Source organism: Caulobacter sp. UC70_42 (assembly GCF_044056025.1).
Taxonomy (GTDB): domain Bacteria; phylum Pseudomonadota; class Alphaproteobacteria; order Caulobacterales; family Caulobacteraceae; genus Caulobacter.
In genome coordinates this window covers 54,747-67,242 of record NZ_CP171994.1, presented here as the reverse complement: position 1 = coordinate 67,242, position 12,496 = coordinate 54,747, and the positions used below count along the sequence as shown (strand labels likewise).

At 66.9% G+C, this 12,496-nt stretch carries 13 protein-coding genes and 2 pseudogenes; 8 read left to right on the top strand and 7 right to left on the bottom strand.

Annotated features, from left to right (window positions below; all coding sequences use genetic code 11):
* Window positions 1–31 precede the first annotated feature (31 nt).
* The 6 genes from trbL to ACHMW8_RS00475 are packed head-to-tail and all read left to right on the top strand — an operon-like array spanning window position 32 to window position 5,046.
* Window positions 32–1,369, top strand: coding sequence for a P-type conjugative transfer protein TrbL (gene trbL, locus ACHMW8_RS00500; protein ID WP_395445857.1), 1,338 nt, complete (start codon window positions 32–34; stop codon window positions 1,367–1,369).
* Window positions 1,370–1,372: 3 nt separating this feature from the next.
* Window positions 1,373–2,146 (top strand): conjugal transfer protein TrbF, encoded by a 774-nt coding sequence (gene trbF, locus ACHMW8_RS00495; protein WP_062093989.1) that lies wholly within the window; start codon window positions 1,373–1,375, stop codon window positions 2,144–2,146.
* Entirely contained in the window at window positions 2,143–3,126 is a 984-nt protein-coding gene (gene trbG, locus ACHMW8_RS00490) for a P-type conjugative transfer protein TrbG (RefSeq protein WP_062093988.1), read from the top strand. The genes trbF and trbG overlap by 4 nt, the downstream gene beginning before the upstream one ends.
* A complete protein-coding gene (locus ACHMW8_RS00485; RefSeq protein WP_062093987.1) occupies window positions 3,123–4,379 on the top strand; it encodes a TrbI/VirB10 family protein in 1,257 nt (418 codons plus the stop codon). The genes trbG and ACHMW8_RS00485 overlap by 4 nt, the downstream gene beginning before the upstream one ends.
* Before the next feature lie 11 nt (window positions 4,380–4,390).
* Window positions 4,391–4,669 (top strand): DUF2274 domain-containing protein, encoded by a 279-nt coding sequence (locus ACHMW8_RS00480; RefSeq protein WP_062093986.1) that lies wholly within the window; start codon window positions 4,391–4,393, stop codon window positions 4,667–4,669.
* Complete coding sequence (locus ACHMW8_RS00475) at window positions 4,666–5,046, top strand: DUF736 family protein (protein WP_062093985.1); 381 nt, start codon at window positions 4,666–4,668, stop codon at window positions 5,044–5,046. The genes ACHMW8_RS00480 and ACHMW8_RS00475 overlap by 4 nt, the downstream gene beginning before the upstream one ends.
* Here the strand turns inward: ACHMW8_RS00475 and ACHMW8_RS00470 are convergent.
* The 6 genes and pseudogenes from ACHMW8_RS00470 to sfsA all read right to left on the bottom strand — a co-directional run bounded on the left by ACHMW8_RS00470 (window position 5,029) and on the right by sfsA (window position 9,512).
* Entirely contained in the window at window positions 5,029–6,270 is a 1,242-nt protein-coding gene (locus ACHMW8_RS00470; protein WP_062093984.1) for a site-specific integrase, read from the bottom strand. The two genes, ACHMW8_RS00475 and ACHMW8_RS00470, sit on opposite strands and share 18 nt — an antisense overlap.
* Before the next feature lie 146 nt (window positions 6,271–6,416).
* The gene (locus tag ACHMW8_RS00465; RefSeq protein WP_395444487.1) at window positions 6,417–7,061 is read right to left on the bottom strand and encodes a RadC family protein; all 645 of its coding nucleotides are present in this window, start codon (window positions 7,059–7,061) and stop codon (window positions 6,417–6,419) included.
* Window positions 7,062–7,072: 11 nt separating this feature from the next.
* A complete protein-coding gene (locus tag ACHMW8_RS00460) occupies window positions 7,073–7,339 on the bottom strand; it encodes a hypothetical protein (RefSeq protein WP_395444486.1) in 267 nt (88 codons plus the stop codon).
* Window positions 7,340–7,402: 63 nt separating this feature from the next.
* Window positions 7,403–8,231 (bottom strand): annotated as a pseudogene (map, locus tag ACHMW8_RS00455) (type I methionyl aminopeptidase).
* A gap of 114 nt (window positions 8,232–8,345) precedes the next feature.
* Window positions 8,346–8,735, bottom strand: a complete 390-nt coding sequence (locus tag ACHMW8_RS00450; RefSeq protein ID WP_125155755.1) for a hypothetical protein — start codon at window positions 8,733–8,735, stop codon at window positions 8,346–8,348.
* 57 nt (window positions 8,736–8,792) lie between these two features.
* Entirely contained in the window at window positions 8,793–9,512 is a 720-nt protein-coding gene (sfsA, locus tag ACHMW8_RS00445; RefSeq protein ID WP_395444485.1) for a DNA/RNA nuclease SfsA, read from the bottom strand.
* Window positions 9,513–9,564: 52 nt separating this feature from the next.
* Between sfsA and ACHMW8_RS00440 the strand changes: the two are divergent.
* Window positions 9,565–10,345: pseudogene (locus ACHMW8_RS00440) on the top strand (competence/damage-inducible protein A).
* Between the two features lie 16 nt (window positions 10,346–10,361).
* Here the strand turns inward: ACHMW8_RS00440 and ACHMW8_RS00435 are convergent.
* Window positions 10,362–10,760, bottom strand: a complete 399-nt coding sequence (locus tag ACHMW8_RS00435; protein ID WP_199743372.1) for a helix-turn-helix domain-containing protein — start codon at window positions 10,758–10,760, stop codon at window positions 10,362–10,364.
* Window positions 10,761–11,178: 418 nt separating this feature from the next.
* Here ACHMW8_RS00435 and ACHMW8_RS00430 point away from each other — a divergent pair, with 418 nt between their 5' ends.
* Window positions 11,179–12,456, top strand: coding sequence for an amidohydrolase family protein (locus ACHMW8_RS00430; protein ID WP_395444484.1), 1,278 nt, complete (start codon window positions 11,179–11,181; stop codon window positions 12,454–12,456).
* The last annotated feature ends 40 nt before the right edge of the window (window positions 12,457–12,496 follow it).

The window sequence follows — 12,496 nt, the reverse complement described above, 5'->3', positions numbered from 1 at the left end:
CACGCCCGTGGACCCCGCACCGGACCTCAACATCATCGACCGCTTCATGGCGGCCTTCAGCGCCTACATCGACAGCGGCTTTGGCCTGCTGGGTCCCGATGTCGGGTTCCTGACCACGACCCTGATCGCCATCGACGTCACGCTGGCGGGGCTATGGTGGGCGCTGGAAGGCGACGACAACGTCCTGGGCCGGCTGATCAAGAAGGTGCTCTATGTCGGCGCCTTCGCGTTCATCCTCGGCAACTTCAAGACGCTCAGCGAGATCATCTTCCGGTCGTTCGCGGGCCTTGGCCTGACCGCCGGAGGAGGCGGGGTCAGCGCCGAGGATTTACTGCGGCCGGGCAAGCTGGCCAGCATCGGCTTCACCGCCGCCCACCCCTTGATCGCCAAGGCCAGCGAACTGACCGGCTGGCCCGAAGTCGTCGCCAACGCGGTGACCATCGCGCTGCTCGCCCTGTCCTGGGTGCTGGTGGTCCTGGCGTTCTTCGTGATGGCCATTCAGCTTTTCGTCACGGTGCTGGAGTTCAAGCTGACCAGCCTGGCGGGCTTCGTGCTTGTCCCGTTCGCCTTCTGGAACAAGACCAGCTTCCTGGCCGAGCGCGTGCTGGGCAATGTCATTTCCAGCGGCGTGAAGGTGATGGTGTTGGCGGTGATCGTCGGCATCGGCGCGGGCTTCTTCGACGCCTTCGTCGCCACGCTCGGTCCGGATCCGGATCTCGGCGACGCCATGACCCTAGTGCTCGGCGCCCTGACGCTGGCCGGCCTTTCGATCTTCGGTCCCGGCATCGCTTCAGGCCTGGTGTCCGGCGCTCCACAACTGGGCGCCGGCGCGGCGGTGGGAACGGCGGCCGGCGCGGCCATGCTCGTGGGCGGCGGCGCGATGTTGGGCGCTCGGGCTCTGGGCGCGGCGGGAGCCGGCGGTCTCGCGGCGGTTCGCGCCGGGACCGCGATGGGTTCGGCGGCCAGCGCCGCCTACCAGCTGCGTCAGGCCACATCGGGCGCCAGCAGCGCGGCGGGCGTCGCGTCAGGCCTGAGCGGCGTGGCGCGCGCGGCCGCCGGCGCCGCGAGTCAGCCGTTCCGAGACATGGCTGGCCGCGCCGCCAGCTCGCTTTCCGACAGCGCGCAGCGCGGCCGCGCCGGCGCCTGGCGGGCCACGGGCGGCTCGAGTTCCGTGGCGGGTGCGCCGTCGCCGGCCGCCTCGGGCGCCGAGGCCACCGGCGGGCAGGGCACCGCGCCGCCGGCGTGGGCGCGCCAGCTGCAATCGGCCCAGTCCGCTCATGTCCGCCGCCACGCCGTGTTGCAGACCATCAAGGACGGCGATCGGCCCGGCGGCTCGGCCAACCCCGATCTCAGCAGTAAGGAGGATTAAGCCATGCGCTTTACTCGCACGCCTCAGCGCTACGGCCAGACGCCGGATCCCGTGACGCCCTACCAGAAGGCCGGCCAGCTCTGGGACGAGCGCATCGGCTCGGCCCGCGCCCAGGCGCACAGCTGGCGCCTGGCGTTCTTCGGCAGTCTCGCTCTGGCGTCGATCCTGGCCGGCGGCGCGATCTGGCAGTCGGCTCAAAGCCGTATCGAACCCTATGTGGTCGAAGTCGATCGCCTCGGCCAAGCAAGGGCCGTCGGTCCGGCTGAGCAAGACTATCGGCCGGACGACACCGTCTTGGCCGGCCAGCTGCGCCGGTTCATCACCGATGTCCGGTCCTTATCGACGGATCCGGTCATTGTGCGCCAGCGCTGGCTTGAGGCCTACGACCTGGCGTCTGGGCGCGGCGACGCCTTCTTGGACGCCCACGCGCGCGCCAATGACCCCTTCACCCAGATCGGATCGCGCAGCGTGTCGGTTCAGGTGATCAGCGTGGTCCGCGCCTCGCCCACGTCGTTCCAGGTGAAATGGGAAGAGAGGACATTCGAGCGCGGGAGCTTGGCCAAGTCGGAGCGCTGGACAGCGATCCTGACCCTGGTTCGGCAAAAGCCCAAGACCCGCGCCGAACTCGAGCGCAACCCCCTCGGCCTGTTCGTCGACGCCGTCGATTGGGCGCAGGAGGCCGAGACCCGTCCGGCCGCGGCGCCGGCGCCGACCGCTGCGCCTTCGATGCCTTCCCCGCCCATCGTTGGACCCGTTCAAGGAGACCTTCAGCCATGAATGTCCGGACCCCCATCCTGCTGGCCTGCGCCGCCACGCTCGCCGGCTGCGCCAATGGCAAGACCCCGCCGCCGACCATCGCCTTCGACGCCGCCGACTTCAAACCGGCCCAGGTCGCGGCCGAACCGCCGAAGCCTGTCGAGATCGTTGAGATCCCCAAGCCGCTGCCCCTTCCGGGTCAGCTGCTGCCGGCGCCCAGCACGCGGCCGGAGGCCCAGCCGCCGCGCGCGCGGGTCGAGGCCGCCAATCGCGCCGCGACGCGCGAGCCCAGCGCAGCCGGCTATATCAACGCCGTTCAGGTCTATCCCTGGACCGAGGGCGCGCTCTATCGCCTCTACACCGCTCCAGAACGCGTCAGCGATGTCGTCTTGGAACCTGGCGAGCAACTGACCGCCGTGTCGGCCGGCGACACGGTGCGCTGGGTGATCGGAGACACGACCAGCGGGGACGGGCAGTCCAAGCGGGTGCACGTGCTGATCAAGCCCTTCGCCTCGGGGCTTTCCACGAACATGGTCGTCACGACCGACCGTCGCGCCTATCACCTGGCGCTGGAAAGCACCGACGCCACGGCCATGGCGGCGATTTCCTGGATCTACCCCCAGGACCGACTCCTAGCCTTGCGACGCCTAAACGCGGAAGCCTCAGCAGCGGAACCTGTCGCGGACCACGTCGCGATCGACTCGCTGCACTTCCGGTATGCGATCAGCGGCGACAGCCCAGCATGGCGACCCCTGCGCGCCTGGGACGATGGCTCGAAGGTCTACATCGAGTTCCCCGATCGTCTCGACCAGGGCGAGGCCCCGCCGCTTTTCGTCGTGGGCCCGCTCGGCGACAGCCAACTGGTCAACTATCGCGTCCGAGGTAACCGCTACATCGTCGATCGGCTTTTCGCCGCCGCCGAACTGCGGATGGGCGAGGCGCCTCAGCAAGTCGTCCGGGTTACCCGGACAGACGGCCAGTCCCGGGGAGGCGCGCGATGACCCAGGATCCTGACTCGCCCGGCGGGTCGCCGGAAGCGATGTCGCCGTCTAAGGTGGCGACCGACACCCTGAGTTTGCGCGCGCGGCCGCCACGCGTGGTTCGCTTTCGGCGCGGGCTGATGATCGGAGCTGCGGCCATCGGCGCGATCGGTCTGTCGGGTCTGGCGTGGTTCGCTCTTAGCCCGCGCACCTTTCAGATGACCAAAGCGGCCGACGAGCCGCAGGCCGCGGATCGGGGGACGCCGGCAGAGGTCGTCCGCCAGCTTCCGAGCGACTATGCCCAATCTGGCGCGGCGCCTCGCCTGGGGCCGCCATTGCCCGGCGATCTGGGGCGGGCCGTGATCGACCAGCAGCGCCGTGACAGTTTTGTAGTTAGCAGCGATCGCGCGAACGCTTCATCGGCTCGGCCAACCGCCGCTCAGCAAGCCGTCGAAGCCGAGCGTCAGCGACGGGCTGGTCAAGCCCGTCAAGCTCGCGAGGCGGGCGTCATGGTGCAGGTCGCCAGTCGCACCGACGCGGCGATCGCGCCCGGCGATCTCGTCGGCCCCTCCGCCGTGCCGACGGTGCCGGTCCCGTCGGCGGCCGCGATCCGAGATCCCAACGGCCAAGACCAGAAGGCGGCGTTCATGGAGGCCACTCCGCGCGCCGGCGACGTCTACAATCCACACCAACTGGAGACGTCGCGCTCGCCCTATCAGCTGATGGCCGGCGGCGTCATAGCCGCCAGCCTGATCACGGGTCTCAATTCCGACCTACCAGGCTTGGTGATCGCGCAGGTCACAGAGAACGTGTTCGACAGCGCCACGGGCCGTTTCTTGCTGATCCCCCAGGGCGCGCGGTTGATCGGCAGCTACGACAGCGTGGTCGCTTTCGGCCAGAGGCGCGCCTTGCTCGTCTGGCAAAGGATCATTCTGCCCGACGGCGCCTCGATCCAGCTGGACAACCTGCCGGCCACGGATGCCGCGGGTTATGCCGGGCTCGCCGACCAAGTGGATTTCCACACCTGGCAGCTTCTCAAGGGCGTCGCGCTCTCGACCTTGCTCGGCGTCGGCACGGAACTGAACCTTGGTGACGGCGAGAGCGATCTGGTTCGCGCCATCCGGCAGTCGACCCAGCAAAGCGCCTCTCAAGCCGGCCAACAGATCGTCGGCAAACAGCTCGACGTTCAACCCACCCTGCGCATCCGGCCCGGCTGGCCGTTACGCGTCATCGTCCACAAGGACCTGATCCTGCGCCCCTGGCGGGCTTTGTAGAGGAGTTCATCATGGCCGATCTGAAGCTAGGCAAGTTGCCCAACCGCACTCCGGTCAAGCTCACGCTCAGCATCATGCCGGACGTCGAAGACGCTCTGGGGGACTACGCGACCATCTACAATACCCGCAACGGCGTCGAGGCCAGCCCGGCGGATCTCGGCGCTTCGATGATCGAGCACTTCCTGCTGAACGATCGAGAGTTCGTCGCCGCCCGAAAGACCTTGCTAGCCGAGCGCCAAGGGCTCGACCCAAGACCGGCCGGTGCAAAGGCGCCGGAGGCGAAGTCATGATCAAGCTGGTCATCGGCAACTTCAAACCATCGCGCGGCGGTGGCTGGGAAGGAGAAGTCCGGACGCTAGTCGCCAACGCCAAGGTGCGGTTCGTTCCGAATGACGATCGAGCCAGCCCCAACGCCCCCGCGTTTCGCGTCATGGTGGGAAGCTCCCGAGTCGGCGACGCCTGGGAAGCCCGCTGGGGCACCGATCGCGCGCGCAGCTTCTTCAGGGTGAGTCTGGACGACCCGTTCTTGCCCGCGCCCGTGTCGGCCGCGCTGTTCCCGGATGAGGACGGCGTCAGCGCACAGTTGGTATGGACGAGGCCGCCGAAGGGCGAAGACAAGGACCAGGCCCCGCGCACGACCGAGCCCCCGTCACACGACCAGTTTTGAACGCTTAGGGTTGATAATACCGCGGACGAAGTTGTCCCATTGCTTCATCGCGGCACGTTTCTCAGGCATGTAGCTCCACCGATCGTACGCTTTCGAACTCACATCCTGGAGCGTGTGGTTCTGAATGCGATCGCGGATTTCCTTTGATAAACCCGCTTTCCCGGCAAGCGTCTTCCAGGTCCGCCGTAGGTCCCGATTGGTCACTATGGGGATGACCTCGCGCTCCCGCTGGCGCCAGATGAAGCTGTAGAGCGTCTGGTGGCTGACAGGTCGGCTAGGGTCCATCGCCGAGGGAAAGAGCCAGCCGTAACTGTTCGGCTTAATCGCGTCCAAGAGTTCAGCCGCAACATTGGGTACGGGAATAGCGTGTGGCTTGCCATTCTTGGTCTTCGACCAATCGAGGATCCTTTCCTTGGCGTCCCATTGGTCGACGTGTAGGCGCGCGATCTCGTCGACGCGCTGACCTGTCAACATGATCAGGCGAACTGCACGCGTGTACGGCGGGTGCACCGGCGTGTCCGGGCATTCCAGCCAACGATAGAGGCGACGGAACTCCTCTTCGTCGAGCCATCGGTTGCTGGGAACATAAGGCTCAGTTGGAATGCTGGCGGCAGGATTATGCACTAGACCGAAGCGCCGCGGCGTTGTGCTTCGGTAGTCGTGTTCTGACTTGAGGCCCCAACTGAACGCCGACCGGATATATCCTCTGACGTGGTCGGCCATCGAACGGGCCCCACGATCATATATCGGACGGATGACATCGACGATCTCGACCGGCGTGATGTCGCGCGCGGGGCGATGGCGGCCCAGCGTGTCAGCAATCTTGTTCAATCCCTTTTCCGTCTCCTTCCAAGATGCCTTCCCCGATGACTTAAGGTGGCCCGTATAGGCCTCGAAGAGGTCAGCGACGGTGCCGGCGCGCGTGTCGCCCACCACTTTGATGCTGCGTCCTTTTTGGATGCTGTCGGCAAAGTCACGCTCGTAGACCTCCCTGGCTTCGCGCAGAGACATCGACGGATAAGTGCCGATCTTTCGCCGAGTACGCCTGCCATCGCGCCACTGTTGCGCCATCCAATCGGCGGTGACGCGAGTTGGCATCGGCCTAATCATGATGATCAACCGGCCGGTGCCACGCCCCTCTCCATCAGCCAGCGCGACCGCCTTCTGGGACTGTTCAACTTCCTTGAGCGCGCGACGGAGCGCGCCGTCTGTGAGGCTCGGCATGAGACTCTCCCGATGGCTGGTAAGTCGGGTGTCGTCGCCACTTACTGGGGTCGGTAATTGGTGGCGTAAGCGACTGGATCAACCCTTCTTAACGGCCTCAGCATGCCGAATTCTGACGGCTCTGAAAAGCAAAATATGTAGCAAAATCAACGTGGTTGTATGGGGGTGCGCGTGACCGAAAAATCGCGAGTGGGATGGTTGTGGAGGATGATGATGTTGCTGGACGACAGCTCCAGCGCCCGGCGCATGACCTCGCGGGGATAGACCGGGGCGTGGTCGACCGTGCCGCGGTTCATCACCTCGTCGGCGATCAGCTGGTTCTTCTTGTCCAGGAACAGCACCCGGAACTGCTCGCGCGACTCGTTGGCCAGGGCGACACGGACATAGCCGAGCAGGGCGCTCCACGAGCTGATCACCGGCCGCTTGACGATCTTGTCGCGGCCGGCCCGCAGGGTGGCCTCGTGCAGCAGCTTGAGATCCATGGCCGCCGTTTCGCCGACGCCCGGCACGGTGGCCAGCTCCTCGATCGTCGCGCCCAGTACGGCCCCCAGCGAGCCGAAGCGGGCCAACAGGCTTTTGGCCAGCGGTTTGACGTCGCCGCGCGGATAGGTGCGGAAGAGATACAGCTCCAGCAGCTCGTAGTCGGGCAGGGCGACGAGGCCGCCGGCCTTGGCGCGCTGGCGCAGCCGCTCGCGGTGGCCGGCGTGATGGGCGTGGGCGGGCTTGCGCGCCGGCTTCTCCGGCGCGACCGGCTCAGGATCCGAGATGCTGAGCGACACCGCCTGGACCATGCGCTCGCCGCTTAGCTGTCGAGAACCAAGGCGGGCTGACGACGCGCCCGCCGTTCTTCCGCGAGGCGACGCAGCCGGCGATCCTCCGTGAAGGGGATGATGATCGCCACGAACAGGGCGGGGACGGCGAGCGCCGCGTACCACAGGAAGTCCGACACCGAGATAACGCCGTCATGCAGCCGGAAGGCCCGCAGGACCAGCCAGGAACCAACCATGAAGGGCGTGTAGCCCCAGCACATGAAGCGCTGAAATCGTCTGCGTTTCTCCAGCTCGGTCATGGACTGAGCTTTGCGAACTTCGCAAAGATTGTCTATCGCAATAATGCGCCCATAGCGCGATCGTCAGCCCAGGATCGGCGGCTGGAACAGCCCGGCCGGCGAGGCGGTGAAGATCTCGTAGCCGTCTTCGGTCACGCCGATCGAGTGCTCGCACTGGGCCGACAGCGACTTGTCGCGGGTCACGGCGGTCCAGCCGTCGTTCAGCACCTTCACGGCCGGCTTGCCCAGATTCACCATCGGCTCGACGGTGAAGAACATGCCGGGCTTGAGCACCGCGCCCTGGCCCGGACGGCCGAAGTGCAGGATGTTCGGGGCGTCGTGGAACACGCGGCCCAGACCGTGGCCGCAGAAGTCGCGGACCACCGAGCAGCGCTGCGCCTCGACATAGGACTGGATGGCGTGGCCGATGTCGCCCAGCGTCGCGCCCGGCTTCACGGCCTCCAGGCCGCGCTTCATGCCCTCATAGGTGATCTCGACCAGGCGACGCGCGCGCGGGGCCCACTTCGCCGACGCCGTACATGCGCGAGGTGTCGCCGTGCCAGCCGTCGACAATGACGGTCACGTCGATATTGACGATATCGCCTTCCTTCAGGTTCCAGTCGCCCGGAATGCCGTGGCAGACCACGTGGTTGCGCGAGATGCAGACCGTCTTGGGATAGCCGCGATAGTACAGGCAGGCCGGAAGGGCGCCGTGATCCAGGATGAACTCGCGGGACAGCCGGTCCAGTTCGTCGGACGACACGCCCGGCTTCACATGCGGGATCAGCATGTCCAGGCACTCGGCCGCCAGCTTGCCGGCCTTGCGCATGCCCTCGAAGTCCGCGGCCGTGTGAATCTTGATCTGGCCCGTGCGGGTTTCGGCTTCGATCTCGAGGGTGTCGTCTAGGGTCATGCTCTACTCGGGCGTCGCCGCCGCGTTTCGGGCGGCGATCTGGTCGGCGGAAGGGGCGTATCTGCCCATCCTAGCACGGATTTCAACCCCAAGCCCGCCCTCAATGGCGCGCCTTCACTGAGGATTGATCCGCCGCACCGTGTCGGTCGCCGGACGGATCTCCTTGACGAAGGTCGCGTCCAGGGTCGTGGGCTTGTCGCGGCGCACGTGGCAGACGCCCTTGTAGCGCGTCACCCGGCCGGTTTCCTTCTCGGTCAGGTCCGCGGTGAACTTGACGTCCCATTCCCCCGGCTTGCCCGTCGAGACGGGGTCCATGTCGTTGGAAGTTACGCCGGAAATCGTCTTGAGGCCGAAGCGATCCTCCAGCTTTCCGGTGCAGGCCTTGAAGGCGAAGATCGCCCGCAGACCCGTCATCATGCCGCTCTCGGACTTGCCGGGCTCGCTGGGTCCGCACCCACAGAGGGCGAGCGCCAGGGCGGCCGCGGCCAGGACATTCGTCTTCATGCGATCCCCTCAGTTCGCGCGCCCGGAATGGGTATCGAAATGCGAGCGGATTGCAGCTTAAATCGCTGTTAGGTGAGCGTTGGTCCACAGGATCCGGCGGTCGATCCGCACCGCCTCCGTGCTCATGGCGCAGGCGTAGACCAGCACCTCCACGCCGGCCCTGGCCGCGGCGTCCAGGCCCGCCGCGAACTTAGGATCAAGGTCGGCGCAGGCCTGGAAGGTCTCGCAGTCCTCGCGCTGGACGACGAACAGCACCACGGCGCGGCAGTCGTCCGCGACCTGGGCGGCGAGGTCGGACAGGTGACGCGTCGAGCGCTCGGCCTTGCAGTCGGGAAACTCGGCCAAGCCCGGCGAACGGCTGAAGTGGCAGTTCTTGACCTCCAGCCAGCACGGTGGGCGGTCCGGGTGGGTAAGCAGGAAGTCGACGCGGCTGGCCTCGGCGTACTTCACCTCAGGGCGGACGGTCGCGTAGCCGGTCAGCTCGGGGATGGCGTCCGCCGCCAAGGCCTCGGCGACCAGCCTGTTCGGCAGCAGGGTGTTGATCCCGACCAGCGCATGGCCCTGTTCGACGCACTGCAGGGTGTAGGCCAGCTTGCGCTTGGGATCGTCCGACCTTGACACCCAGGCGCCCTGGCCCGGCTCTCTGACGCCCAGCATGGCGCCGGGGTTGGGGCAGTGGGCGGTGATCTCGCGGCCATCGTCCAGCACCAGATCCGCGAAGAAGCGCTTGTAGCGGCTGACCAGGCGGCCGTGAACGAGCGGTTGCGGGAGCAGCATGCGGGGCCTAAGTCGAAACGGTAGGAACGAAGCGACATAGGGGATCGACGGGATGACGGCTACCCAAGCGGGATCGGGGGAACGCGTGACGGCCGCCGTGATGATCATCGGCGACGAGATTCTCTCGGGCCGGACCCAGGACGTGAACCTGTCGGCCATCGCCAGGTACCTGGCCACCTACGGCGTCGACCTCTGCGAGGCCCGCGTTGTCCCGGACATCGAGGAAGAGATCATCGACGCGGTCAACGCCCTGCGGACGCGCTACGACTACGTCATCACCACGGGCGGCATCGGTCCGACCCACGACGACATAACCGCCGACTCGATCGCCAAGGCCTTCGGGGTGACGGCCCCCGAGCATCCGGAGATCATGGCCATGCTGCGCGAGCGCTGGGGCGAGCCCAACGCCGCCCGCCGTCGCATGGCGCACGTGCCCGAAGGCGGCAGCTTGGTGAAGAACCCGGTGCAGGGCCCGCCCCGGGTTCCAGAAGGACAATGTCTTCGTGCTGGCGGGCGTGCCGGCGATCATGCGCGGCATGCTGGAGGACGTGGGGCCGCGCCTGCGGACGGGCGCCGTCGTTCTGGCCAAGACCGTGCGGGTGACGGGCACGGGCGAGGGGACGATCGCCGCGCCGCTGGAAGCGGTGGCCAAGGCGCATCCGGCCATGTCGCTGGGCAGCTATCCGTTCTTCAGCCCGCCGGACGTCTATGGCGCCAATCTCGTCCTGCGCGGTCGCGACGCCGCCGAGCTGGACGCGGCGGTCGCCGAACTGATCGCCGCCCTGACCGAGGCCGGGGCGCTGAACATCGAGCTGCTGGCGGATCCGGCCTAGAGGGGCAGCGCGGGCTCTATTCCTCGCCGGCGATGGCCTTGGCCAGGTCCACCAGATGCTTGCGCATGCCTGTCGACGGGATCGCCAGGTAGGAACGCGCCAGTTCCGGACCGCCGGGTTGCGACCAGAACGCGGCCATCTCGTTGGCCAGGTCGGCGGCGGTGGTGTCGGCCTCCTCGGGATCGTCCAGACCTTCGAAGAAGAAGCCGATCGGCGTCTTCAGGAACATCGCCGTGGCGTGCAGCTTGCTGGCGCTGATCCGGTTGGACCCGCCCTCGTACTTCTGCACCTGCTGGAAGGTCAGGCCCAGGGCGTCGGCGAGCGACTGCTGGGAATAGCCGAGATCCTTGCGACGCATACGCAGGCGGCGGCCGACATGGATGTCGACGGGATCAGGGGTCTTATCTTCAGCCATGCTCACAAACTCGGACGCGACGGTGGGACGGAAACGACTCATCGAGTGGCGATAAGCGAACGCCGTAGCGATCTTGAGCGGAGTCGATGTCCCAAGAAACGTATAATCTATGCGGTTCGTCGTATTCACGTAGGGCGGGAAAGGCCTGGCGGCGCACGCCTTTTGGTCACATCGCGCAGCGCGGGTTCCGCGTCAGGGCCGCAACCGCTCGCGAGGACGGGATCGCCGTCGATTGCAGGGACGGTGGGACTCGAACCCACACGGGGGGCTTCAACGGATTTTTGAGTCCGGCGTATCTACCCATTCCGCCACGTCCCCGTCGCATGGATCCCATAAGCCATCGGTCCGGCGGGTCGAGGCTCGACGGGGCGCGCGGGCGTGCTAGCGTCGCCGTTCAAGTTGGATGGGGACGGATCGAATGCGTGATGGGATCAAGGCCGCGGTGCTGGCGGCGGGCATGCTGGCGGCGGGCGCGGCGAACGCGGCCCAGGTCGAAGCGGTCAGCGCCGCGCGGCTGCTGGACGTGGCGAGCGGCAAATACGTCGACAACCCGCTGGTGATCGTCACCGACGGCCGCATCACCAGCATCGGCAAGAAGGGCGATGCGGTTCCGGCGGGGGCCAAGGTCGTCGACCTGCCGGGCGCGACCCTGCTGCCGGGCCTGATCGACATGCACACCCACATTGACGGCCTGGCCGAAATCGGCGGCTACAACAGCCTGGAATACAGCGACCGCTTCTGGAGCGTGGTGCAGGTCGCCAACGCGAAGAAGACGCTGGAGGCGGGCTTCACCACCATCCGCAATGTCGGCTCGGCCGACTTCGACGACGTGGGCCTGCGCGAGGCGATCGACGGCGGTTATGTGATCGGGCCGCGCATCGTCACGGCGACCTGGGCGATCGGCGCGACCGGCGGCCACTGCGATTCGACCTTCTTCCCGCCGTCGATGGACCAGAAGAGCCCCTACAACATCGACAGTCCCGAGGAGGCGCGGAAGGCGGTCCGGACGCTGAAGAAGTACGGCGCCCAGGTGATCAAGATCTGCGCGACGGGCGGGGTGTTCTCGCGCGGCGACGAGCCGGGCCAGCAGCAGCTGACCTATGACGAGATGCACGCCGTGGCCGACGAGGCCCACATGGCCGGCATCAAGGTCGCCGCCCACGCCCACGGGGCGGCGGGCATCCGCGAAGCGATCAAGGCGGGCATCGACACCATCGAGCACGCCAGCCTGGTCGACGACGAGGGGATCAAGCTGGCGGTCCAGCACGGGACGTACTTCGCGATGGACATCTACAACACCGACTACACCCAGGCCGAGGGCAAGAAGAACGGCGTCCTGGAAGACAACCTGCGCAAGGACCGCGACATCGGCGAGATCCAGCGCCAGAACTTCAAGAAGGCGCTGAAGGCCGGGGTGAAGATGATCTATGGCACCGACGCCGGGGTCTATCCGCACGGCGACAACGCCAAGCAGTTCGCGGTCATGGTCCGCTACGGCGCCACGCCGCTGCAGGCGATCCAGTCCGCGACCCTGACCGCGGCCGAGGCCCTGGGCCAGTCCAAGGACGTCGGCCAGGTGGCCGTCGGCCGCTTCGGCGACATCATCGCGGTGGCCGGCGATCCGCTGGCCGACGTGACGGTGCTGGAAAAGCCGGTGTTCGTGATGAAGGGCGGGGCGGTGGTCAAGCAGCCCTGATCCTCGGGCGCCGCTTCAATATGTCGCGGCCTTTGGCGCG

Coding starts and splice junctions, on each gene's coding strand:
- ACHMW8_RS00475 (WP_062093985.1), top strand. CDS start 4,666: ATGATCAAGCTGGTCATCGGCAACTTCAAACCATCGCGCGGCGGTGGC.
- sfsA (WP_395444485.1), bottom strand. CDS start 9,512: ATGCTGCTCCCGCAACCGCTCGTTCACGGCCGCCTGGTCAGCCGCTAC.
- ACHMW8_RS00450 (WP_125155755.1), bottom strand. CDS start 8,735: ATGAAGACGAATGTCCTGGCCGCGGCCGCCCTGGCGCTCGCCCTCTGT.
- ACHMW8_RS00460 (WP_395444486.1), bottom strand. CDS start 7,339: ATGACCGAGCTGGAGAAACGCAGACGATTTCAGCGCTTCATGTGCTGG.
- ACHMW8_RS00470 (WP_062093984.1), bottom strand. CDS start 6,270: ATGCCGAGCCTCACAGACGGCGCGCTCCGTCGCGCGCTCAAGGAAGTT.
- ACHMW8_RS00430 (WP_395444484.1), top strand. CDS start 11,179: ATGCGTGATGGGATCAAGGCCGCGGTGCTGGCGGCGGGCATGCTGGCG.
- ACHMW8_RS00465 (WP_395444487.1), bottom strand. CDS start 7,061: ATGGTCCAGGCGGTGTCGCTCAGCATCTCGGATCCTGAGCCGGTCGCG.
- ACHMW8_RS00480 (WP_062093986.1), top strand. CDS start 4,391: ATGGCCGATCTGAAGCTAGGCAAGTTGCCCAACCGCACTCCGGTCAAG.
- ACHMW8_RS00435 (WP_199743372.1), bottom strand. CDS start 10,760: ATGGCTGAAGATAAGACCCCTGATCCCGTCGACATCCATGTCGGCCGC.
- ACHMW8_RS00485 (WP_062093987.1), top strand. CDS start 3,123: ATGACCCAGGATCCTGACTCGCCCGGCGGGTCGCCGGAAGCGATGTCG.
- trbF (WP_062093989.1), top strand. CDS start 1,373: ATGCGCTTTACTCGCACGCCTCAGCGCTACGGCCAGACGCCGGATCCC.
- trbG (WP_062093988.1), top strand. CDS start 2,143: ATGAATGTCCGGACCCCCATCCTGCTGGCCTGCGCCGCCACGCTCGCC.